Genomic DNA, 22512 nt, shown 5'->3' on the forward strand with positions numbered 1-22512 from the left:
GAGAAAAAATGCTCGCGCTATTAAAACAATTTTCCGAAAAACGTTTTGTGTGGTTTTTATTGGCTTTTTCAAGTTTAGCCTTAGAATCCACCGCACTTTACTTCCAATATGGAATGGGCTTACAACCTTGTGTGCTCTGTGTTTATGAACGTTTAGCAATGATTGGCTTATTTGTAGCGGGCATTATTGCATTACTTCAACCTCTTGCTTTCATACTTCGATTAATCGCCTTGGCTTTAGGTTTATTCAGCAGTATTAAGGGCTTATTGATTTCATTTCGTCATCTTGATTTGCAAATGAATCCAGCTCCTTGGAAACAATGTGAGTTTATTCCAAATTTTCCCGAGACTTTACCATTTCATCAATGGTTTCCATTTATATTTAACCCAACTGGCTCTTGTAATGAAAGCCAATGGTCATTATTTGGTTTAACGATGGTGCAATGGCTAGTGGTTATTTTTTCACTATATGTGGTTATTCTCACATTATTGTTAATCGCACAAGTGATTAAAACACGGAAACAAAGAAGATTATTTAACTAAAAAAATACGGTGAAATTTCACCGTTTTTTTTATTACATTAAAATCAACCGCACTTTATTCAACGGTAACTGATTTTGCTAAGTTACGAGGTTGATCTACATCAGTGCCTTTAATTAAAGCCACATAATAAGAAAGTAATTGCATTGGAATGGTATAAAAAATCGGTGCAACAATATCATTGACTTTTGGCATCGTGATGATTTTCATTCCTTCACTTGGCGTAAATCCTGCTTCTTTATCGGCAAATACGTATAATTGACCACCACGAGCTCGCACTTCCTCAATGTTCGATTTTACTTTTTCTAATAATTCATTATTTGGTGCAACGACAATCACTGGCATATCAGCATCAATTAACGCTAATGGCCCGTGTTTCAATTCTCCTGCCGCATAGGCCTCAGCGTGAATATAAGAAATCTCTTTCAATTTCAAAGAAGCCTCTACCGCAATTGGATAAAACGCACCACGGCCTAAGAAAAGCGCATGATGTTTTTCAGCAAAATCCTCTGCTAAAGCTTCAATTTCTCTATCAAAGGCTAACGCTTTTTCAATTTCAGCAGGTAAAGATTGCATTGCTTTAATAATTTCACGTTCTTTTTCTACAGAAATATGACCTTTAACTTTACCAAGTGCCGTTACCAGCATTAATAATGCAGCGAGCTGTGTCGTAAATGCTTTTGTCGATGCCACCCCAACTTCAACACCAGCACGAGTCATAAATGCAAGATCTGATTCGCGTACGAGCGAAGAGCCAGCAACATTACAAATTGTTAATGCTGCCATGTAGCCCTTTTCTTTCGCTAAACGAAGTGCAGCTAAAGTATCGGCTGTTTCGCCAGATTGAGAAAGGGTAATCAATAAGCTATTTGGACGGGTAACAAATTTGCGATAACGAAATTCTGATGCAATTTCAACATCACAGCTCACGCCAGCTAAAGATTCAAACCAATAACGCGCCACCATACCTGCATTATAAGATGTACCACAAGCAACAATTTGAATATGCTCAACTTTTTCTAAAATGCCTTTTGCACCATTACCGATTGAATCAACAATCACATTTTCGTGATTAATACGCCCTTCCATTGTATTAATAAGTGCAGTTGGCTGTTCGTAAATTTCTTTCTGCATAAAATGACGGAATTTACCTTTCTCTGCAGCGTCATTTTCAAGATTAGACTCGTGAATTTCACGTTTAGCCTTATTACCGTGAGTATCATAAATATCAACTGTACGACGTGTAATTTCTGCAATATCTCCTTCTTCTAAAAAGATAAAACGGCGAGTAACACTTAAAAGCGCAAGTTGATCTGAAGCTAAGAAATTTTCACCGATACCTAAGCCAATCACAAGTGGACTACCAGAACGAGCTGCCACTAAATGTTCAGGATGACGGCTGTCCATTACCACCATACCATATGCGCCCGTGAGTTGTTTTACCGATTTCTGCACAGCCTCTAAAAGGGAATCCGTGCTACGCATTTCCCATTCAACGAGGTGAGCGATCACTTCAGTATCTGTTTGTGATAAAAAGACATAACCACGAGATTTTAATAATTCGCGAAGTTCTTCGTGATTTTCAATAATACCGTTATGTACTACAGCAAAAGTACCTGATGAATGCGGATGCGCATTAGTTTCTGATGGTTCGCCGTGAGTTGCCCAGCGAGTATGTGCAATTCCCGTTCCACCAATTAATGGTTTTTCTGATACGGCTTCATCTAAAGCTTTAACTTTGCCTAAACAACGAATACGTTGTAATTCATTTTGTTTATTGATTACTGCAACACCAGCTGAATCATAACCACGATATTCTAAACGATGTAAACCATTAATTAAGATTTCCGCTACATCTCGTTGCGCTACTGCACCGACAATACCACACATAAGTTTTCCTTATTTATCCTATTACTAAGTTTGTTTTTACATTTGCCACGCGTTTACACAATAAAAAAAACCCTGCGCAATCGACAGGGCTTCATTTCATTGATGTTATCAATTATTTGATTGCATCTTTTAATGCTTTACCAGATACAAATGCTGGCACTTTAGATGCTGCGATTTGGATTTCAGCACCAGTTTGTGGGTTACGACCAGTACGAGCAGCACGTTCATTTACTTTAAATGTACCGAAGCCGATTAATTGTACAGGCTCACCTTCTTTTAGGCTCGCAGTAATTGCATCTAAAGTCGCTTCTAACGCTGCTTTAGCTTGTTTTTTGTTTAACTCTGCAGCGTTTGCAATTGCATCAATTAAATCTGTTTTGTTCATAAATTTGTACCTTCTGTTAAATAAAAAGTTTGATTCTTTAAAAGTATCTTTGCGAATTTGTCGCAAAAACTGTGCAAAGGATAATCTAACTTGAGATGAATTAAAAGCATGATTTATAAAAATTGTGACAAATCTCACGTTATTGATGAAATTCTATACCAATGTTAGATATACCCTCAGTCCGAATTTCATTTTTTAAAGCTAAAATTAATTCAATATCACGTTTTTCACATTCTTTAAGCAAACGATAAACTTGCCATTGCACATCAAGTTCTGTTTGAATATCTTCATTTTCTTTTAGTTTACTTTCTGACCAATCTCGTCCAGTTTCTGTTTCCAATAATGCCCTTACTGTTCCCAACGAAATTAGGCTTATTTCCACCGCTTTTTCTAAGGTTTCGCCCGCAATAATGGCGTGTAAAATTTCAGCTAAAGCCTGACAGGCATCTAACGCTGGCACAACACCAAAACTATCATAATCATTCACATCAGGAATAATGCTTTCTAATTTCTCCAACTGATTTTCAAAGTTGATTTTGACATCTTTAATTGTTAAATATTCCCACACCAAATTGAGAATATTTTGATACGTTTTGGTTTCAACGCTAAGCTCGTTCATTTGACAGAACAATTTAAAATTTGGTGCCATACGTTCACATAAAGCAGCCATAAAAGTAAGATGTTGCCAACTGTCTAAGTTTTCTAAGCGTTTATGAATCGGATTTCGCATCTTATTTCCTTAATTCGTAAGAGTTGGAATATTTATTAATCGCATTTATGTTCCGCTTTACAAAGTTCAAGCGTCACATGAATTAATTTGCGAGCGATAGTACCCGTTGGCGGTAATTCTGGCAAGGGTTGATCATAAGAAAACCATTGTGCATCATGAATTTCACTTTCCTGCAATGTTATTTCTCCGCTTTCATAATCAGCCAGAAAACCGACCATTTGAGAATTTGGAAATGCCCAAGGTTGGCTACCGAAATAACGAAGATTTTTTATTGAAATCCCTGTTTCTTCAAAAACCTCTCTCTGCACCGCTTGTTCAAATGTTTCCCCTACTTCGACAAAACCTGCAAGCGTCGTGTATATTCCTCCGTTAGGACTATAATGTCGCTTATGATTTGCCAATAGAATTTCGTGACCACGACGAACCGCAACAATAATTGATGGGCAAATCACAGGATAAGTTTGATACCCACAGTGAATACATTGCACTGCAAGTTCATCTTGAGTTTGTTGTGTTTTATGACCGCACTTTCCACAAAATTTATGGGTTTTCAGAAAATGATTAATTTCCACACCTCGGCTTAATATATGGAATTCATCCTCTGGCAGTGAAAGCAAGTTACGCAAACTCACATATTCTCGTTCATCACTTTCTTGCTCAGCCACAAGCCACAACGGATGATTTTTCCATTCTCCAATTTGCATTGCCTGTAATCCTTCCAAATCAATATCTTTAGCGATACCAAAAGGCAATTCATTATTCACTAAATACAGATTAGAACCTTGTGTAAGCAACCAATAACCAAAATCATCTTGTTGAAGTATTTTCATTTTTTCTCCATAAAAATAACCGCACTTTCAAAAGTGCGGTCATTATAAATCTTCTTTTATAACTCACTAATAATAAGAATGTTCGCCACGTTGATGCTCAGTTATATCTTTTGCACCTTTTAATTCATTCGGGAATAAGCTAACAAGTTGTTTTTCTACGCCATCTTTTAACGTAACATCCACCATTGAACAACCGTTACAGCCACCACCAAATTGTAAAACTGCGTAACCATCTTCAGTAATTTCAATTAAGGTTATACGTCCACCGTGATTTGCAAGCTGTGGGTTAATTTGAGTTTGAATTACATATTCAACACGTTCAATCAATGGCGCATCATCAGCCACCTTACGCATTTTGGCATTCGGTGCTTTTAAGGTCAGTTGCGCACCAAGCTCTTCGGTAACATAATCAATTTCTGCTTCTTCTAAGAAAGGCAAACTCACTTCATCAATAAATGCAGAAAAAGTATTATATTTCATTTCAATATCGCTTTCTTCCACGGCATTCGGGGGGCAATAAGATACGCCACATTCCGCATTAGGCGTACCCGGATTAACGACGAAAATACGAATATTCGTTCCTTCTTCTTGGGTGTCTAAAAGTTTTCGAAAATGCGCTTGTGCGGCATCAGAAATAGCGATTTGCTGGGTTGCTTGTTCCATAATTATGTCCTAAATACTTGAGAGAAAGTATCGGGAATAATACGCTTATCGCGCTTTTTTTTCCAGTGCTTTATATTAAGCTCGTGCCAGCCCCCACACTTGAATCTCCTCCACACCTAATTTTCGCAACAATTTTGAGATTTCATTGAGTGTAGAACCAGTAGTAATCACATCATCCACCAACGCAACACGGCGATAAGGAAATTCATTTTTCGAAACAACAAGAGAAAAGGCATTTTTTAAATTCTGACGACGATCTTTTGCACTCAAACCACGTTGAGTATAGGTGTGTTTCACACGCTTTACGATATTGCTCAAATTAGGAATATCCAGCCAGCGACTTAATTGCCGAGATAATAAATCTGCCTGATTATAACCCCGTCGCCACTGACGAAAATGATATAAAGGCACTGGAATGATTGCTTCTGGCAATTTAAGTTGATGCGTTCGTTTAGCATCACGCACCGCAAGATATAAAAGCCGAGCTAAAGTGCGGTCAATCCAAAATTGATTTTGAAATTTAAAACGGTGAATCAATATCGAAAGAGGTTCAATATAATGCCCAATAATGACCATCTTATCCCAACTTGGTTCTTGTTTAAGACAATTACCACAATGCTGCGCATAATATTGCAATTCCGCACCACAATGACCGCAATAAGGAAAAGATTTAATTTGTTTTTGGCAACCTGAACATAGCCCATTTTTTGCAATATGAAGATTGCCACGACAGTGGATACAGCGAAAATTAAAAAAATTCATCGTCTAAAAAAGTTATTTTTTCCCCGCACTTTTTTGTTTCAACGCCTCTAACGTTTCTCCTGCTTTTAAAATATGCGGCGTGACGAAAATCACGAGCTCACGTTTTTGATGTCGTTCACTTTCTTTGCTAAATAATCGTTTAATAACGGGTATATCGCCAAGCAATGGCACTTTATCTTCGCTTTTCGTGATTGTGTCGTGAAATACGCCGCCAAGCACAATGGTTTCCCCATCTTTGGCAAAAACCTGAGTATTAATTTCTTGCTTATCAATAGAAACCACCTCATTTTGTCCATAAGCGACACGAGAACCAGGGGAATTTTGACTTACCAATAAATCAAGTAAGATATTGTTATCTTTAGAAATATGTGGCGTCACTTCCAAACCAAGTACTGCCTCACGAAATTCCACAGATTGCGTATCGTTACGAGTATTACTCACGATGTAAGGAATTTCTGTCCCCTGTTTAATGCTCGCACTTTTCTTATTGGTAGTGAGTAAGCGAGGACTTGCAATAATTTCTACATTATTTTCACGCTCCAACGCACTCAATTCTAAATCAAGCAATCGCCCATTAATTTTCGCGACTTGTAATGCTATAGAGCCAGCAGGTGTCGTCGTTGTCGCAAAATTTACATTAAGATTATCCGCAATATTTTCAAAGCTATTGCCTGTAAGGCTGCCCGCAACTCGTCTTGCATTTTCAGTTGGATTAAAAATCCCCCACCGAACGCCAAGTTCTTTCAAACTCTCATCCGTAATTGTCACAATTCGCGCTTCAATAGCGATCTGTTCAATAGGCTTATCCATTTCAGCAATCAGTTTTTTGATATTTTGCACAAAACGAGGTTCATCCTGAATAACCAGCAAATTACTGCGATCATCAAAGGTAATGCTCCCCGCAGAAGAAAGCAAAGATCCACTTCCTGTTGTTAAGGATTTCATTAATTCAGAGGCTTTAGCAAAATGAAGTTTTACCGTGTGGCTGACTAAGTGCGGTTCATTTGTCGTAAGATTTCCTGCAACTTGACCTTTGCCAGATTGACTGCCGTTTAAATAATAAACCCCATCATCTTTATTCAAAGTAAGATGCTTACTTTTTGCGATTATTTTTAGCAAACGTGGCATATCAATATTGTTTAATTTCAAAGAAATATTGCCTTCTAACCTCTCACCCATCACTAAATTCACATCTTGTTGAAAAGCTAATTGCTCCAGTGTTTGAGCTAAAGGTGCTTGCGATAAACGAATAAAAAAACATTCGTTATCTGTTTTAGGATTAGCAAAAACGATTAATGGCAAACAAAAACACACTAAAAAATAACCGCACTTTAAAAAATATTTCTTCATAATCTTCCTTTAAAAACTTAATTTTTTCCATTCACTACTATCACATTGCTCTCCGAGCTTACGCATAAATTGAACATTGTTTTGGTTGATTTTTTCTACAATATAGCCCTCTTGAGCCACATCAACGCCCTCTAAAACGCTGTAAATTTGCAAACCTTGATCTTGCAACAAGGCAAAGGCTTTATCTTTAGAAATCACTACGCCCACCAATTTTAAAGCGTTCAAAGGAATTTCAGCCGCTTGGCGATTTTCATCCGCTCCGCATAGATTATTAGGTACATCTGAGGAAATTATTTCTGTCTGCTCCATTACTGTTTGTGCGTTATCAAACTGAGAACGGTTACGCTGTGTTTTATCGAAAGGATCTTGTCCCCAAGTGCAATTTATAAAAAGCAATGCTGTTAGGAAAAACCAATACTTCATTTTGTCTCCCTATCTAACTGAAAAATAATCTCGGTTTGCAATGGGTTGTCTTCGGGTTTCATAAATTGCAGCCGACTTACAGAAAGCTGTGACGAATTAGCCAAAAGTGCGGTTAAAAATGTCTTCGTTTTCTCAAAATGACCTGTAAGCTGTAAATGCAAAATAGGCTTTTGCCCCATTTCCCAACGTAAATGCTGAGATAAACCGTTACGCGCAGCTAAACGTTGAATTTGTTTATTCAAAGGAATAATTTGTGCAGCCAGTTCTGGAGAAAGTTTTCGACTTTCCGACTGCTGCTGTAAAGAAGTTAAAATTTTCTGTTGATGCAACAATTCTGAACATTTCACCGCTAACTCATTTTCAATTTCATGGAAACGTGAACTCCCCTCGATATAATCTAAAACGGGGCGAAAAATCACCGCACTTAATAGCAATAAAAAGGTTAAACCGTGCACATAAAAAGGCTGACTTAGCCATTTTCCAAAAGGAGTAAAAGGATCGTTAAAAAAAGCTTTCATTTTTCCGCCCCTTGTTCCACATCAAAGTGAAAAAACAATGTATCTTGTTCAGGTTGAACCTGACTTAATTTCACATTGGGAAAATGTTTCTTTAAAAATTGATGAATCAGTTCAAATTCTGTTTGATCTTGCGCGTTACCTTCCAAACTTAAGTTATTGGCATCTTGTTTAAATTTATTCAGTTCTCCTTGTTGAAAAGGTAATTCACTTAGCTGTTGTAAACTCTTTTTTACTTGCTCGTTGGGAATAGATGTCAAAACTTCACCAACTTTCACCGCACTGCGTAACTGATCAATTTGCATGGTAGTTTTGTGAAGTTGCTGATTAAGTTGTTCAAAAGATGTTTGCTGCGCTTGCAAATTTTGTTTCTGTTGTTCAATCAAATTGCTAAAAGCCAACATTAAATTAATAGCAAGCAAGATAAATAAAGCGATATAAAAAGCTAAACGACGTAAACGCTTTTGATGTTGATAAGTACGCCAAGGCAATAAATTCATCGACATTTAACCACCCACTTTTTGTTGATGTAAATCTTTTTGCCATAGCGCGTTGCCAAGCGCAATAAAAGGGAGTTCTGTTTCTACTCGCTGCCAGTTTTCGGGTAATGGTGTATGACTTGAGGGAATTTGATAAACAAAAACTTGTTCAAGTTGTCCTTCAAAACGTTCGGTAAATTGTTCATAAAGTGCGGTCAAATTTTCGTGAGATTGTAAAATTTGCGATTGCTGCGATCTTTCACAGATCGCCAAACAATAGTCATCTTCTTGAAATAAAAATAAGGTATTTTCTGACCGCACTTGTTCATTCAACAAATACTGAAATGCACGCAAAATAGCATTTGACGCAACATCCAATACATTAATTTTAAATGGCTGAAAATCTTGCAAATAAGTTTGAGCAGTACTTTTACGAATTGCAGTAACGTCTAATCGAAAACCTTGCTTTAACGAGGTAGAACGATAATCAAACCATAATTCATTTAAAGAAATAGGCAGCTCTTTTTCAATCACAAATTTACATTGTTGATGACATTCTTGCGCATTTAACACTTGTGGCAACATTAATACTTTCGACCAAGTTAAGTGAGCGGGAATGCTTGCCACAAACTGTAAAGGAAAGGTTTTCCCTTGATATTGTGTTTTTAGCTGTTGTAAAAAACGATTTTTAAAATCACGATCATTAACAAAAATTTGATAACTTTGTGGCTGTTCAAGATCATCAAACCACACAAAATCAAAATAACCCTGCTTACGATGAATGCCGATTTGTAAAGTGCGGTAATTTTTCAGGGAGAATTGCATATTCTTTCCTATTCTTTAAAGGCTGAATCTTTTATACTTAACAACTAAATCATAGGTCTCTTGACAAGAATATTCATTAACCAAGCGAGAATTTTACGATGCGGATCGCAAAATTAATATTAAACACCCTATTAACTTTATGTATTTTAGGTTTAGTGGCTGGCGGAATGTTGTATTTCCACCTAAAATCGGAATTGCCCTCAGTAGAAACATTAAGAACCGTTGAATTACAACAACCAATGCAGATTTATACGGCTGACGGTAAATTAATTGGCGAAGTGGGCGAGCAACGCCGTATTCCAGTGAAATTAGCCGATGTGCCACAACGCTTAATTGACGCATTTTTAGCAACGGAAGACAATCGTTTTTACGATCATCACGGATTAGACCCTATCGGCATTGCTCGTGCATTGTTTGTCGCAGTGAGTAATGGCGGTGCATCACAAGGTGCAAGTACGATTACTCAACAATTAGCGCGTAACTTTTTCTTAACCCCAGAAAAAACCATTATTCGTAAAGCCCGTGAAGCGGTGCTTGCGGTAGAAATTGAAAATACCCTCAACAAACAAGAAATCTTAGAGCTTTATTTAAACAAAATCTTTTTAGGCTATCGTTCTTATGGTGTTGCAGCAGCGGCACAAACCTATTTCGGTAAAGCATTGAATGAATTGACCTTATCTGAAATGGCGATTATTGCTGGTTTACCTAAAGCACCTTCAACAATGAATCCGCTTTATTCGCTAAAACGTTCAGAAGAACGTCGCAATGTGGTGCTAAGCCGTATGTTAGATGAAAAATACATCAGCAAAGAAGAATATGATGCTGCATTGAAAGAGCCGATTGTGGCGAGTTATCACGGCGCAAAATTTGAATTTCGTGCTGATTATGTCACTGAAATGGTGCGTCAAGAAATGGTGCGTCGTTTTGGCGAAGAAAATGCTTACACCAGTGGTTATAAAGTATTTACCACTGTACTTTCAAAAGACCAAGCTGAAGCCCAAAAAGCTGTGCGTAATAACTTGATTGATTATGATATGCGTCACGGTTATCGCAGTAGCGCGCCATTATGGCAAAAAAATGAAGCCGCTTGGGACAATGATCGCATTGTCGGTTTTCTACGCAAGCTACCTGATTCAGAGCCATTTATTCCTGCGGCAGTGATTGAAATTGCAAAAGGCGGTGCTGATATATTGCTCGCTTCTGGGGAAAAAATGACCTTATCAACCAATGCAATGCGTTGGACAGGCAGAAGCAATCCTGTGAAAGTCGGCGAGCAAATTTGGATTCGTCAGCGTGCTAATGGGGAATGGCAATTAGGACAAATTCCCGCAGCAAATTCAGCATTAGTTTCTCTTAATTCAGATAATGGCGCGATTGAAGCAGTGGTGGGCGGATTTAGTTATGAACAAAGTAAATTCAATCGAGCCACACAGTCTTTAGTTCAAGTGGGTTCTTCTATTAAACCATTTATTTACGCGGCAGCATTAGAAAAAGGCTTAACGCTTTCTAGTGTATTACAAGACAGCCCGATTTCTATTCAAAAACCGGGACAAAAAATGTGGCAACCGAAAAACTCGCCTGATCGTTATGATGGCCCGATGCGTTTACGCGTAGGATTAGGTCAATCCAAAAATATGATTGCTATTCGTGCGATCCAAACAGCAGGTATTGATTTCACAGCAGAATTTTTACAACGTTTTGGTTTTAAACGTGATCAATATTTTGCTAGCGAAGCCTTAGCACTTGGCGCAGCCTCTTTCACACCATTAGAAATGGCGCGAGCTTATGCGGTGTTTGATAATGGCGGTTTCCTCATTGAACCTTATATCATTGAAAAAATTCAAGATAACACGGGTAAAGACTTATTTATTGCAAACCCTAAAATTGCTTGCATTGAATGTAATGATATACCTGTAATTTATGGCGAAACCAAAGACAAAATCAACGGCTTTGCCAATATTCCTTTAGGCGAGAGTGCCTTAAAACCAACAGATGACAGCACCAATGGCGAAGAATTAGATCAACAACCTGAAACTGTGCCTGAACTGCCAGAATTACAATCAAATTTCACCGCACTTAAAGAAGATGCGATTGATTTAATGGCTGCTGCAAAAAATGCCTCGTCGAAAATAGAATATGCGCCACGTGTCATTAGTGGCGAACTTGCTTTTCTCATTCGTAGTGCCTTAAATACGGCAATTTATGGCGAACAAGGTTTAGACTGGAAAGGCACCAGCTGGCGCATTGCACAAAGTATTAAACGTAGCGATATAGGCGGTAAAACAGGTACTACCAACAGTTCAAAAGTGGCTTGGTATGCGGGATTTGGTGCAAACTTAGTCACTACAACTTATGTTGGGTTTGATGATAACAAACGAGTACTTGGGCGTGGAGAAGCGGGTGCGAAAACAGCCATGCCAGCTTGGATCACTTATATGAAAATGGCTTTGAGTGATAAACCTGAACGTAAATTGCCACTGCCGCCAAAAATTGTGGAAAAAAACATTGATACTTTGACAGGTTTGCTTTCTCCAAACGGTGGGCGCAAAGAATATTTTATTGTGGGAACAGAACCGACACGTACCTATCTTTCGGAAATGCAAGAGCGTGGTTATTACGTTCCTACAGAGTTACAGCAACGCTTAAATAATGAAGGCAATACGCCAGCGACGCAACCACAAGAACTCTTCTAAAAATGACCGCACTTTAGTGTGAAATCGGGCGAGTCAATTGGCTCGCCTTCGTTATAAAACAAAGGATATATTATGCTGAGTTATCGTCACTCATTTCACGCAGGCAATCATGCTGATGTCTTAAAACATATCGTCTTAATGCTTATTTTGGAAAACCTTAAACTTAAAGAAAAAGGCTTTTTTTATTTGGATACGCACTCTGGTGTAGGTCGTTATCGTTTATCTTCAAACGAATCAAAAAAAACGGGGGAATATAAAGAAGGTATTGGACGCTTGTGGGATCAAACAGACTTACCCGAAGATGTTGCCCGTTATGTAAAAATGATCAAAAAACTCAATTATGGTGGCAAAGAACTACGTTATTATGCTGGCTCACCGTTAATTGCTGCAGAATTGTTGCGCCCACAAGATCGCGCACTATTGACCGAGCTTCATCCTAGCGATTATCCAATTCTTCGCAATAATTTTAGCGACGACAAAAATGTCACCGTAAAATGTGACAATGGTTTTCAACAAGTCAAAGCAACGCTTCCGCCAAAAGAACGCCGGGGCTTAGTACTCATCGATCCGCCTTATGAATTAAAAGATGATTATGATCTCGTTGTTAAAGCCATTGAAGAGGGCTATAAACGTTTTGCCACTGGCACTTATGCGATTTGGTATCCTGTTGTATTACGCCAACAAACTAAACGTATTTTTAAGGGTTTAGAAGCAACGGGAATTAGAAAAATTCTAAGAATTGAGCTCGCTGTTCGCCCAGATAGCGATCAACGAGGAATGACTGCGAGCGGTATGGTGGTAATTAATCCACCTTGGACATTAGAAACCCAAATGAAAGAAATTTTGCCTTATCTCACAAAAACATTAGTTCCAGAAGGTACTGGAAGCTGGACTGTCGAATGGATTACCCCTGAATAACCGTCTCTTCCCATTCTAAACACCACTAAATTTCACCGCACTTGACTTCAAAAGTGCGGTGAAATTTTCTGAGATTTTAAATCCCCAAAATCATTAACCCTACTGTTCCCAAAAGCCCATTTTTTCGCTAGAATGCACGCAATTTTTGACTTAATAAAGGATAACATTATGTTTGGAAAAGGCGGTTTAGGCGGCTTGATGAAACAAGCCCAACAAATGCAAGAAAAAATGCAAAAAATGCAGGAAGAAATCGCACAACTAGAAGTAACGGGTGAATCTGGTGCAGGTTTAGTGAAAATCACGATTAATGGTGCACATAACTGCCGCCGTATTGACATTGATCCTTCTTTAATGGAAGACGATAAAGAAATGTTAGAAGATTTAATCGCAGCTGCTTTTAACGATGCGGTGCGTCGTGCAGAAGAATTACAAAAAGAAAAAATGGCATCAGTTACCGCTGGAATGCCATTACCACCAGGAATGAAGTTTCCGTTTTAATCGAACACTTGTCTTCCCCTGCTTGCGAGGGAAGGTGTCGCAAAGCGACGGAAGGGGGTTCCCCCTAAGTCTTCGGTATTCCCCCGTAAATAGAGGGAGCGGAAAGTAGCCTTATATTTCATCTCAAATTATGCAAAGCAGTCCACTTTTAGAACACCTTATTGAAAACTTACGTTGTCTTCCAGGCGTAGGGCCTAAATCTGCACAACGTATGGCTTATCATCTTTTACAGCGTAATCGTAGCGGTGGAATGAATTTAGCTCGAGCACTCACAGAAGCTATGTCTAAAATTGGTCATTGTTCACAATGTCGAGACTTTACGGAAGAAGACACTTGCAACATTTGCAATAATCCACGCCGTCAAAATTCAGGTTTGCTTTGTGTCGTTGAAATGCCCGCAGATATTCAAGCGATTGAGCAAACGGGGCAATTTTCAGGACGTTATTTTGTTTTAATGGGACATTTGTCTCCACTTGATGGTATTGGGCCTCGTGAAATTGGCTTAGATTTACTGCAAAAACGCTTAGTAGAAGAATCTTTCCACGAAGTGATTCTTGCAACAAATCCAACAGTGGAGGGCGATGCGACGGCAAACTACATTGCTGAAATGTGCCGCCAACATAATATCAAAGTGAGTCGTATCGCTCACGGTATCCCTGTCGGTGGTGAACTAGAAACTGTGGACGGCACAACGCTTACTCACTCTTTTCTAGGTCGTCGTCAAATCGACTAATCTTCTCATACCATTATGCGTTTATTTATCGCCGAAAAACCAAGCCTAGCTCGTGCTATTGCAGATGTGCTACCCAAACCCCATCAACGTGGGGATGGTTTTATTAAATGTGGCGATAATGATGTGGTAACTTGGTGTGTAGGGCATTTGCTCGAGCAAGCAGAACCCGATGCCTATGATCCTAAATTCAAACAATGGCGTTTAGAACATCTCCCTATCATTCCTGAAAAATGGCAACTTTTACCGCGAAAAGAAGTAAAAAAACAACTTTCTGTGGTAGAAAAACTAATCCATCAAGCGGATACACTTGTTAATGCAGGAGACCCAGATAGAGAAGGACAATTACTTGTAGATGAAGTCTTCAGTTATGCCAATTTATCTGCCGAAAAACGCGATAAAATTTTACGCTGCTTGATTAGCGACCTAAATCCAAGTGCGGTAGAAAAAGCGGTTAAAAAATTACAACCCAACCGTAATTTTATTCCTCTTGCCACATCCGCACTCGCACGAGCTCGTGCCGATTGGCTTTATGGCATTAATATGACCAGAGCTTATACCATTCGAGGTAGACAAACTGGCTATGATGGCGTGCTTTCTGTTGGACGAGTGCAAACCCCTGTGCTAGGTTTAATTGTACGTCGAGATTTAGAAATTGAGCATTTCCAGCCCAAAGACTTCTTTGAAGTACAGGCTTGGGTTAATCCAGAGAGCAAAGAAGAAAAAACTCCAGAAAAATCAACCGCACTTTTCAGTGCCTTATGGCAACCTAGCAAAGCTTGCGAGGATTACCAAGATGATGACGGCAGGGTGCTCTCTAAAGGATTAGCAGAAAACGTTGTAAAACGTATTACAAATCAACCAGCAGAAGTCACCGAATACAAAGACGTTCGTGAAAAAGAAACGGCGCCCTTGCCTTATTCACTTTCTGCGTTACAAATTGATGCAGCAAAGCGATTCGGTATGTCCGCTCAAGCCGTATTAGATGCATGCCAACGCCTGTATGAAACTCATCGTTTAATTACTTATCCGCGTTCTGATTGTCGCTATTTACCCGAAGAACATTTTGCCGAACGCCACAATGTATTAAATGCAATTTCAACCCATTGTGAAGCTTATCAACGCTTACCAAATGTCATTTCAACTGAACAGAGAAATCGCTGTTGGAATGATAAAAAAGTAGAGGCTCACCACGCAATCATTCCTACTGCCAAAAATCGTCCAGTAAATCTAACACAAGAAGAACGTAATATTTACAGCCTTATCGCTCGCCAATATTTAATGCAATTTTGTCCTGACGCAGAATATCGTAAAAGTAAAATCACATTAAATATCGCTGGCGGTACTTTTATAGCCCAAGCGCGAAATTTACAAACGGCTGGGTGGAAAGAATTGTTAGGCAAAGAAGACGACACAGAAAATCAAGAACCCTTATTACCAATAGTAAAGAAAGGTCAAATTTTGCATTGTGAACGAGGAGAAGTGATGAGTAAAAAAACTCAGCCGCCAAAGCCTTTCACCGATGCAACCTTGCTTTCAGCAATGACGGGCATTGCGCGATTTGTGCAGGATAAAGAACTCAAAAAAATCCTGCGAGAAACCGATGGATTGGGTACAGAGGCTACTCGTGCTGGCATCATTGAATTACTTTTTAAACGCAGTTTTTTAACTAAAAAAGGGCGAAATATTCACAGTACAGAAACTGGAAGAATTTTAATTCAGGCATTACCAGATATTGCCACCCAACCAGATATGACGGCTCATTGGGAATCGCAACTCACAGACATTAGTCAAAAACAAGCAACCTATCAACAATTTATGCATAACTTGAATCAAATGTTACCTGATTTAGTCCGTTTTGTAGATCTTAATGCATTAAGACAATTAAGCCGCATTAAAATGATTAAATCCGATAGAGTGAAACCTAAAAGTGCGGTAAAAAAATCGAGTAAATCAAACGGTGAAACTGATTAAAGTTAAACCAATTAATATTTTTTTTATGCAAAGCACTTGCGAGAAAATTGAATTTTCTATAACATTCACGACCAGTTTTCTTGCAAAATTGCAAATTAGAGAGAAAAAATGTATCAAGTTCTTTTATTTATTTATGTTGTTGTCGCGATTGCCTTGATCGGGTTTATTCTCGTTCAACAAGGTAAAGGAGCGAACGCTGGTGCATCTTTTGGTGGTGGCGCATCAGGTACAATGTTTGGCTCTGCTGGTGCAGGTAACTTTTTAACACGTACTAGCGCGATTTTAGCAACCGCATTTTTTGTTATTGCTCTTGTTTTAGGTAATATGAATTCACATAAAGGCAATGTTCAAAAAGGTACTTTTGACGATTTATCACAAGCTGCAGAGCAAGTTCAGCAACAACAAGCAGCTCCAGCGAAAGACAATAAAAATAGCGACATCCCACAATAAAATAGGATTAGCATAAAAATTAAAGCTCTGGTGGTGGAATTGGTAGACACGCTATCTTGAGGGGGTAGTGACCACAGGTCGTGCGAGTTCAAGTCTCGCCCAGAGCACCAGATTAAAAATATACAGCACTAAAAGCATTACAAAGCCTTGATTCTACTGAAATCAAGGCTTTTTTATTCCCTATACTCCACTATAAAATACTATCGAACCTTAGAATCTTAGTAATAGACTTAATAATATATTCACGCTAAGGCAAAAAAATCTATTACTAAAACAGCATAGAGACTTGTAAATACTAGGATTAACGCCTAGTTTGTTATATTACTAAGTAGGGCTATTTTATGGCATACTTAACAAATCCGCTTTCTGACGCCCAAATTAAAAAAGCAAAACTGAAAGAAAAAGATTGCTCCTACTTTTACAAACGATTCACGAATACATCCATAACTAAAAGGACTAAGCCCTGTAGATTACAGAGCTTAGTCCTTGATTTCATAGTCTAACTTTTTCAATGAAAATTATTTTTTACATTCAAAGTGCGGTATTATTCCGCATTGTTTTTCGATTTAATAATGGCGTAAACCACACCTGTTGATAAAGCACCAATCGCAATTGCACCAAGATATTTCAACGGCTCAGATACAAATGGAATGACAAATAATCCGCCGTGCGGAGCTTGTAAGGTAATATTTAATCCCATTGAAATCGCACCAGCCACCGCACCACCAATCACAGAGCTAATAATGACTCGAATTGGATCTGCTGCCACAAATGGTAATGCACCTTCAGAAATAAAACATAAACCAAGAACAAATGATGCTTTCCCCGCATCGCGTTGGCTAACGGTAAATTTATTGCGAGCAATCCAAGTCGCAACTGTCATACCAATTGGAGGAACCATACCTGCGGCCATTGCCGCAGCCATTGGTGTATAAACTTGGGAGGCAATCAATCCAACAGAAAAAGTGTACGCTGCTTTATTTACTGGTCCGCCCATATCGATACACATCATTGCGCCGATAATTACGCCTAACACAATCGCATTCACTTCGCCCATTGAAGTAAGCCAATTACTTAGCTCTTTCATAATTTCAGCCACTGGTGGATTGATGAGGTAAATCATCGTCAAACCAACAATCATCGAACCCAAGAGCGGTAAAATTAAAATCGGTTTTAATGAAGTCAGGCTTGCTGGCAATCGAATAATCACATTTAGCCCTTTCACCACATAGCCGGCTAAGAAACCTGCAATAATACCGCCAAGAATCCCTGCACCCGCTTCACTTGCCAGCATCCCTGCAATCAAACCAACTGCAAGTCCTGGACGATCAGCGATAGAAAATGCAACGTAACCAGCAAACACGGCAATCATTAACTTGAACGCCACACCACTACCGATATTAATCAACATATTAGGAAGATCTTGAAAAACTCCTGTATTTTCAATTACATTAAAACTGAACATAAAGGAAATCGCGATCAACAATCCACCAGCAACCACTAACGGTAACATATGAGAAACACCAGTCATTAAGTGTTTGTACACACCTTTTTTCTCACGGCTTTCTTCTTTCGTTCCCGCATTATTTCCACCATCAAAAATTTTGGCTTCTTTAAATGCCTTATCAAATTCTTGCTCAGTTTTCTTCAAGGCTAATCCTGTTGAAGTGCGGTATATTGGTTTACCTTTAAATTTATCTAAAGGCACGTCAATATCTGCTGCAACAAATACCAAATCAGCCGCCGCGACTTCTTCTGCAGTAATTTCATTGCCAGCCCCAACTTGACCACGGGTTTCAACTTTTACATTCCAACCTTGTTTTTTCGCATAGGCTTCAATCGCTTCGGCTGACATAAACGTATGTGCAACGCCAGTTGGACAAGCCGTTACCGCAACAATATTTTTTACACCAGAAACACCTGTAAAACTCACCGCACTTTTCGGTGCAACATAATCAGCCCCATTCGCTAAGGCATTTGCCAATGTTACTTCAGGAGAAATCATGGCGATAGCTTCGCCGATAATAAAGACTTTTTTACCAACTAACGCAGGGTTATTTGGTAATACAGAACCAAATACAAGAACAAGATCTGCTTCGGCTGGTGTTTCTACAATAGAGACATTTGCTTTTTGTGCAGCTGCTCGAAAAACTTCATGTAATAAATAGGCTTTCGCATCGCCTACATTAGCTGATTGGGTTAAAAATAACTTCATACTATCCTTCAATCATCGTTATTTGTACTTTTTCTAAAATGGGGTCAAGTAAACTCAAATCACTCACACCGACGTTACTCTGAGATACCGCAAAAGCGGACACAGCCGTAGCAAAAGCTAAGGTTTCTGTTTTCGATAAACCTTTTTCAAAACCATAGATTAAGCCTGCTACCATTGAATCCCCTGCTCCAACGGTACTCACGACATTTTCACATTTTGCTGGTTCGGCTTTAAGCACGCCTTCATTATTAATCCATAAAGAACCTTTTGCGCCCATTGAAATAATCACGTTTTCAATGCCTTCCGCTTTGAGTTGCTGTGCAGCGGCAATAATTTCTTCAAGACTATTTAATGAATGACCAACCCAAGCCTCAAGTTCTCGATGATTGGGTTTTACTAGCCAAGGTTTCGCTTTTAATCCAGCGGTAAGCGCAGCATTGCTACTATCAAGCACCACTTTAACGCCAGCTTGATGAAGCTGATTTAACCAATCAGCAAACAATTCAGGAGACACACCTCGAGGTAAACTGCCACAAACTGCGACAATGTCATAATCTAAACAATAAGCCAAAGAATCCGTCACAAATTGTTGCCAAATTTGTGGGCTTATTTGATATCCCAAGAAATTTAAATCTGTCACATCCGCTTCAGTCTCGGTAATTTTTACATTGATACGTGTTTTGCCATTAACACGGTGGAATTTATCTTTCAAACCGTGCTGATTAAACATTTGCTCGAAATCAGCTGAATTATCCTTGCCCAAGAAACCGCCTACTGCAACATTAACGCCTAAATCTTTTAGTACTTTTGCGACATTAATGCCTTTTCCAGCAGGGAATAAGCCCAATGTTTCTACCGTATTTACTTCGCCAAGTTGAATACGATTTAAACGCCCAACTAAATCATAGGCGGCATTTAAGGTAATGGTTACGACGCTTGCCATACTATTCCCCTAAACCCGATTCGATCACAGCGCTGATTCCGTCAATAGCTTGTTGCGCTTCTTCGCCCGTCGCAACAAAACGTAAACGAGTCCCTTTGACTACGCCTAATGCTACAATTTTCATCAAACTTTTAGCACTGACTAATTGAGAATTACGATCAAGGTTTTGAACTGCTACGGAAGCATTATATTTCTTCACTTCATTTACCAATATTGCACTTGGACGAGCATGCAAACCTTGCTCGTTTTTAATCACAAATACGGCTTCAATGGCATTTGCCGGCAAATTATCATCTTCTGTTACCGCAGGTGTGTGAATTTGATCGCCCATAATCTCAATGGTATCGGGTTCAGACGGTGGCACTACCGAAACATTCTCGCCCAAGCCATTGGCTATCGCTTTGCCCAATGATTCAATTGCTTGTTTTGCATCTTCCCCCTCTGCCACAAAACGTAAACGATGTCCTTGTGTTACACCAAGCGCAACAATCTTCATCAAACTTTTTGCGCTGACGACTTCACTTTCACGAGTAAGATTTTGCATGGTTATTTTAGAAGTGAATTTTTTCACTTCATTAACCAAATTTGCACTTGGGCGTGCATGTAAGCCGTGTTCATTACGAATCGTAAAGGTTCCTACAACAGCACCTTCTACAGATTGAGTTTCAACATCACTCGATGAACCCAAAAGTGCGGTCAAAATTTCTGTTGAATTTCCATTGAGCAAGGTTGTTTGGACATCGTCATCTAATAAACGCGCCAAAGTTGGATTAATTTGATCACCGACGGCTGAAACGGTTATCACGCCTTTTACGGCCTTGCCATTGTGGCTAAAAATCGTTTTGGCACGACTAAATGCTAAGGCATTTTTCACATTTCCTACGACAGAGTCCGTTACCCATAACCCTTTGCCAAGTGGTAATGCCGCATTATTTATCACTTCAGAAATAAAGCGATTTTCTACCGCACTTTGCACCTGTAATTGCCCCGCATTAATCGCAACTAAAGTTAATAAACTTTGGGTATTTACATCTAAACTGATATTGGCAGCAGGAATTTCAAATGGATCAATTGTCTCGCCCATTAAAATCGCGCAAAATTCAGCCACATCAGTTATTTTTGCTAATTTTGCTGCAGTATCTTCATCGCTCAATACATGGGTTAGTTGGCGTAATAAGGACAAATGCTCATCAGATCGCGCCGCAATACCAATCACGACATAAGCAATATTTCCTTCGCCCCATTCTATGCCTTGAGGAAATTGAAACACTTGCACGCCCGTTTTCTTTACCATCAAACGAGTATCCAAGGTGCCATGAGGAATAGCGATGCCATTGCCTAAAAAGGTTGAGGTTTGCAGCTCGCGTGCTAACATTCCTTGCAAGTAACCATTTTCAACATTGCCTGCTTGAACCAATGCGGACGCTGCCATTTCGATCGCTTGTTGTTTATCAATTGCATTAGCATTTAAATGAATGTTGCTTTCCGAAAGTTCTAACATTCTTGCTCCTTAATAATTTAAAAAGAAAGCTGCGGATGAAACAAATCGACCAGCAGCTTATTGAAAAACAATTATTTAGATGTACAGGCTTTCAGCAGCGCTTCACTACCTTGCACAATATATTCATCATTTTCTCCGCGCGCTTCGCCTTTTTGTAAATCACGCATCGCATCATAAATACCTTGAGCCATACTTTGCGAATCCACTTTTTCCCAACAATTTGCGCTCAAACGTTTAAGGTTCGCTTGCAATGCTTCCGCATGTAACACGCCGCTATAATAGGCATATACATCAGAATCATGGCTGCCAGTGTAAAGTTTATCCTGAATTTGTTTCACTGGAACTAAAATACGGCCTAAATACCAGTCATTCGCACCACTTGCAAAATTATCTACAAAGAAATTTTCATTCACGCGACCTTTATATGTCGCCACAGTCGCTTCATAAGCAGCTGCATAAGATTTTTGATCGATTTTATCTTTATCTAAATCAATCACTTTTTTATCGTTCCCCATAAATGGAATATGGTTAGTAACCGATGACCAAGAAGAACAACCTGCCAATATTAACGTAAAAAATAAAACAGAGATTTTTTTAAACATAGTCATACCTGATTAAAGTTAATAAAACGCCGCCATTATACTGTCTGAAGGGGATTAAGCAAGGAAGCCTGTAAGGCTTATCTAGGCAAATGTTAATTTCGTATAAAATCAGTAAAATCAGACCATTGCTCAATACGAAAAGCGCGAATATCTCGTACCGACTGAGAAATCCACGCCAACTGTTTTAGTGCATTCATTGCCTGAAAGAGATTCGCCATATCTTCATTCATGTTGGTATATAAACTTCCTTGTGTTCTAACAAAACCAAATTTTGCTAAAACTGCGCCAATGTCTGTATAAGCCTCTTGAACGCCCTTTGGATGATAATCTTGAGTGTCTTTTACAACTAAATCAAAAGCAATCGCGTACATAATTTTCCTTATTCAGCTTCGGGATCTTCAAGTAGGTAAGATAAGCGATAAATGTCTTTTTCTCCAGATTGTAACAATGTGATATTTACCAACACATCACCATCTGGCAAAAATTCCGCAACCTCGCCAACCACATAAGGCACGCCAAATTGCCCGAATTGCTTAATACAGCCTGTTGGAATTTGTTGTCTTAGTTCCATATTTAACCTCAAATTTTTTATGGTTT

At 39.0% G+C, this 22512-nt stretch carries 24 protein-coding genes and 1 tRNA gene; 8 read left to right on the forward strand and 17 right to left on the reverse strand.

Translation table 11 applies throughout. The annotated features are described in order from the left end of the window. The first annotated feature begins 8 nt into the window (after positions 1 to 8). A complete protein-coding gene (gene dsbB / locus HMPREF2644_RS08325) occupies positions 9 to 542 on the forward strand; it encodes a disulfide bond formation protein DsbB (RefSeq protein ID WP_011272043.1) in 534 nt (177 codons plus the stop codon). A gap of 54 nt (positions 543 to 596) precedes the next feature. Here dsbB and glmS read toward each other — a convergent pair whose 3' ends face one another. From glmS to HMPREF2644_RS08380, 11 genes are all read right to left on the reverse strand, one after another. Beyond that, positions 597 to 2429, reverse strand: coding sequence for a glutamine--fructose-6-phosphate transaminase (isomerizing) (gene glmS / locus HMPREF2644_RS08330; RefSeq protein ID WP_005686891.1), 1833 nt, complete (start codon positions 2427 to 2429; stop codon positions 597 to 599). Between the two features lie 112 nt (positions 2430 to 2541). After that, the gene (locus HMPREF2644_RS08335; RefSeq protein WP_005630954.1) at positions 2542 to 2814 is read right to left on the reverse strand and encodes an HU family DNA-binding protein; all 273 of its coding nucleotides are present in this window, start codon (positions 2812 to 2814) and stop codon (positions 2542 to 2544) included. Between the two features lie 139 nt (positions 2815 to 2953). Beyond that, positions 2954 to 3544, reverse strand: a complete 591-nt coding sequence (locus HMPREF2644_RS08340; RefSeq protein WP_005686892.1) for a YjaG family protein — start codon at positions 3542 to 3544, stop codon at positions 2954 to 2956. A gap of 35 nt (positions 3545 to 3579) precedes the next feature. Further along, complete coding sequence (gene nudC, locus HMPREF2644_RS08345) at positions 3580 to 4374, reverse strand: NAD(+) diphosphatase (protein WP_005686893.1); 795 nt, start codon at positions 4372 to 4374, stop codon at positions 3580 to 3582. Positions 4375 to 4440: 66 nt separating this feature from the next. After that, complete coding sequence (nfuA, locus tag HMPREF2644_RS08350) at positions 4441 to 5037, reverse strand: Fe-S biogenesis protein NfuA (RefSeq protein WP_005649300.1); 597 nt, start codon at positions 5035 to 5037, stop codon at positions 4441 to 4443. 75 nt (positions 5038 to 5112) lie between these two features. Further along, positions 5113 to 5799 carry a ComF family protein gene (locus HMPREF2644_RS08355; protein WP_011272045.1) on the reverse strand — a complete coding sequence of 229 codons (687 nt, stop codon included), beginning with the start codon at positions 5797 to 5799 and terminating at the stop codon, positions 5113 to 5115. Between the two features lie 12 nt (positions 5800 to 5811). Continuing rightward, complete coding sequence (gene pilQ, locus HMPREF2644_RS08360) at positions 5812 to 7149, reverse strand: type IV pilus secretin PilQ (protein ID WP_011272046.1); 1338 nt, start codon at positions 7147 to 7149, stop codon at positions 5812 to 5814. A gap of 9 nt (positions 7150 to 7158) precedes the next feature. Next, positions 7159 to 7572, reverse strand: coding sequence for a pilus assembly protein PilP (locus HMPREF2644_RS08365; RefSeq protein WP_070828390.1), 414 nt, complete (start codon positions 7570 to 7572; stop codon positions 7159 to 7161). Continuing rightward, positions 7569 to 8090, reverse strand: a complete 522-nt coding sequence (gene comC, locus HMPREF2644_RS08370) for a competence protein ComC (RefSeq protein WP_070828391.1) — start codon at positions 8088 to 8090, stop codon at positions 7569 to 7571. Before comC ends, HMPREF2644_RS08365 begins: the two co-directional genes overlap by 4 nt. After that, positions 8087 to 8593, reverse strand: a complete 507-nt coding sequence (comB, locus tag HMPREF2644_RS08375) for a competence protein ComB (protein WP_011272049.1) — start codon at positions 8591 to 8593, stop codon at positions 8087 to 8089. The genes comC and comB overlap by 4 nt, the downstream gene beginning before the upstream one ends. Beyond that, on the reverse strand, positions 8594 to 9391 hold the full coding sequence (locus HMPREF2644_RS08380; RefSeq protein ID WP_011272050.1) for a type IV pilus biogenesis protein PilM: 798 nt from the start codon (positions 9389 to 9391) through the stop codon (positions 8594 to 8596). It abuts the gene before it with no gap. Positions 9392 to 9489: 98 nt separating this feature from the next. Here HMPREF2644_RS08380 and HMPREF2644_RS08385 point away from each other — a divergent pair, with 98 nt between their 5' ends. From HMPREF2644_RS08385 to HMPREF2644_RS08415, 7 genes are all read left to right on the forward strand, one after another. Continuing rightward, positions 9490 to 12084, forward strand: coding sequence for a penicillin-binding protein 1A (locus HMPREF2644_RS08385; protein ID WP_070828392.1), 2595 nt, complete (start codon positions 9490 to 9492; stop codon positions 12082 to 12084). A gap of 72 nt (positions 12085 to 12156) precedes the next feature. Beyond that, positions 12157 to 13002, forward strand: a complete 846-nt coding sequence (locus HMPREF2644_RS08390; protein WP_011272052.1) for a 23S rRNA (adenine(2030)-N(6))-methyltransferase RlmJ — start codon at positions 12157 to 12159, stop codon at positions 13000 to 13002. Between the two features lie 168 nt (positions 13003 to 13170). Beyond that, positions 13171 to 13500, forward strand: a complete 330-nt coding sequence (locus HMPREF2644_RS08395) for a YbaB/EbfC family nucleoid-associated protein (RefSeq protein WP_005629464.1) — start codon at positions 13171 to 13173, stop codon at positions 13498 to 13500. A 130-nt stretch (positions 13501 to 13630) separates the two neighbouring features. After that, positions 13631 to 14233 (forward strand): recombination mediator RecR, encoded by a 603-nt coding sequence (recR, locus tag HMPREF2644_RS08400; RefSeq protein ID WP_005626527.1) that lies wholly within the window; start codon positions 13631 to 13633, stop codon positions 14231 to 14233. 15 nt (positions 14234 to 14248) lie between these two features. After that, positions 14249 to 16204: a DNA topoisomerase III gene (locus HMPREF2644_RS08405; RefSeq protein ID WP_011272053.1), complete on the forward strand. Its 1956-nt coding sequence runs from the start codon at positions 14249 to 14251 to the stop codon at positions 16202 to 16204. A gap of 108 nt (positions 16205 to 16312) precedes the next feature. Further along, a complete protein-coding gene (gene secG, locus HMPREF2644_RS08410) occupies positions 16313 to 16654 on the forward strand; it encodes a preprotein translocase subunit SecG (RefSeq protein WP_005649335.1) in 342 nt (113 codons plus the stop codon). Between the two features lie 24 nt (positions 16655 to 16678). Next, positions 16679 to 16764, forward strand: a tRNA-Leu gene (locus tag HMPREF2644_RS08415). A gap of 434 nt (positions 16765 to 17198) precedes the next feature. Here the strand turns inward: HMPREF2644_RS08415 and HMPREF2644_RS08420 are convergent. From HMPREF2644_RS08420 to HMPREF2644_RS08445, 6 genes are all read right to left on the reverse strand, one after another. Next, entirely contained in the window at positions 17199 to 18869 is a 1671-nt protein-coding gene (locus HMPREF2644_RS08420; protein WP_011272054.1) for a fructose-specific PTS transporter subunit EIIC, read from the reverse strand. A 1-nt stretch (position 18870) separates the two neighbouring features. Next, positions 18871 to 19812: a 1-phosphofructokinase gene (gene fruK, locus HMPREF2644_RS08425; protein WP_011272055.1), complete on the reverse strand. Its 942-nt coding sequence runs from the start codon at positions 19810 to 19812 to the stop codon at positions 18871 to 18873. A gap of 1 nt (position 19813) precedes the next feature. Further along, on the reverse strand, positions 19814 to 21313 hold the full coding sequence (gene fruB / locus HMPREF2644_RS08430; protein ID WP_011272056.1) for a fused PTS fructose transporter subunit IIA/HPr protein: 1500 nt from the start codon (positions 21311 to 21313) through the stop codon (positions 19814 to 19816). A gap of 71 nt (positions 21314 to 21384) precedes the next feature. Continuing rightward, positions 21385 to 21915, reverse strand: coding sequence for a hypothetical protein (locus tag HMPREF2644_RS08435; protein WP_038440586.1), 531 nt, complete (start codon positions 21913 to 21915; stop codon positions 21385 to 21387). 92 nt (positions 21916 to 22007) lie between these two features. Further along, a complete protein-coding gene (vapD, locus tag HMPREF2644_RS08440; protein ID WP_011272058.1) occupies positions 22008 to 22286 on the reverse strand; it encodes a virulence-associated protein VapD in 279 nt (92 codons plus the stop codon). An 8-nt stretch (positions 22287 to 22294) separates the two neighbouring features. Continuing rightward, positions 22295 to 22486 (reverse strand): DUF5397 family protein, encoded by a 192-nt coding sequence (locus HMPREF2644_RS08445; RefSeq protein WP_011272059.1) that lies wholly within the window; start codon positions 22484 to 22486, stop codon positions 22295 to 22297. Between the last annotated feature and the right edge of the window lie 26 nt (positions 22487 to 22512).

The organism is Haemophilus sp. HMSC071C11 (genome assembly GCF_001837655.1).
GTDB classification, from domain to species: domain Bacteria; phylum Pseudomonadota; class Gammaproteobacteria; order Enterobacterales; family Pasteurellaceae; genus Haemophilus; species Haemophilus influenzae.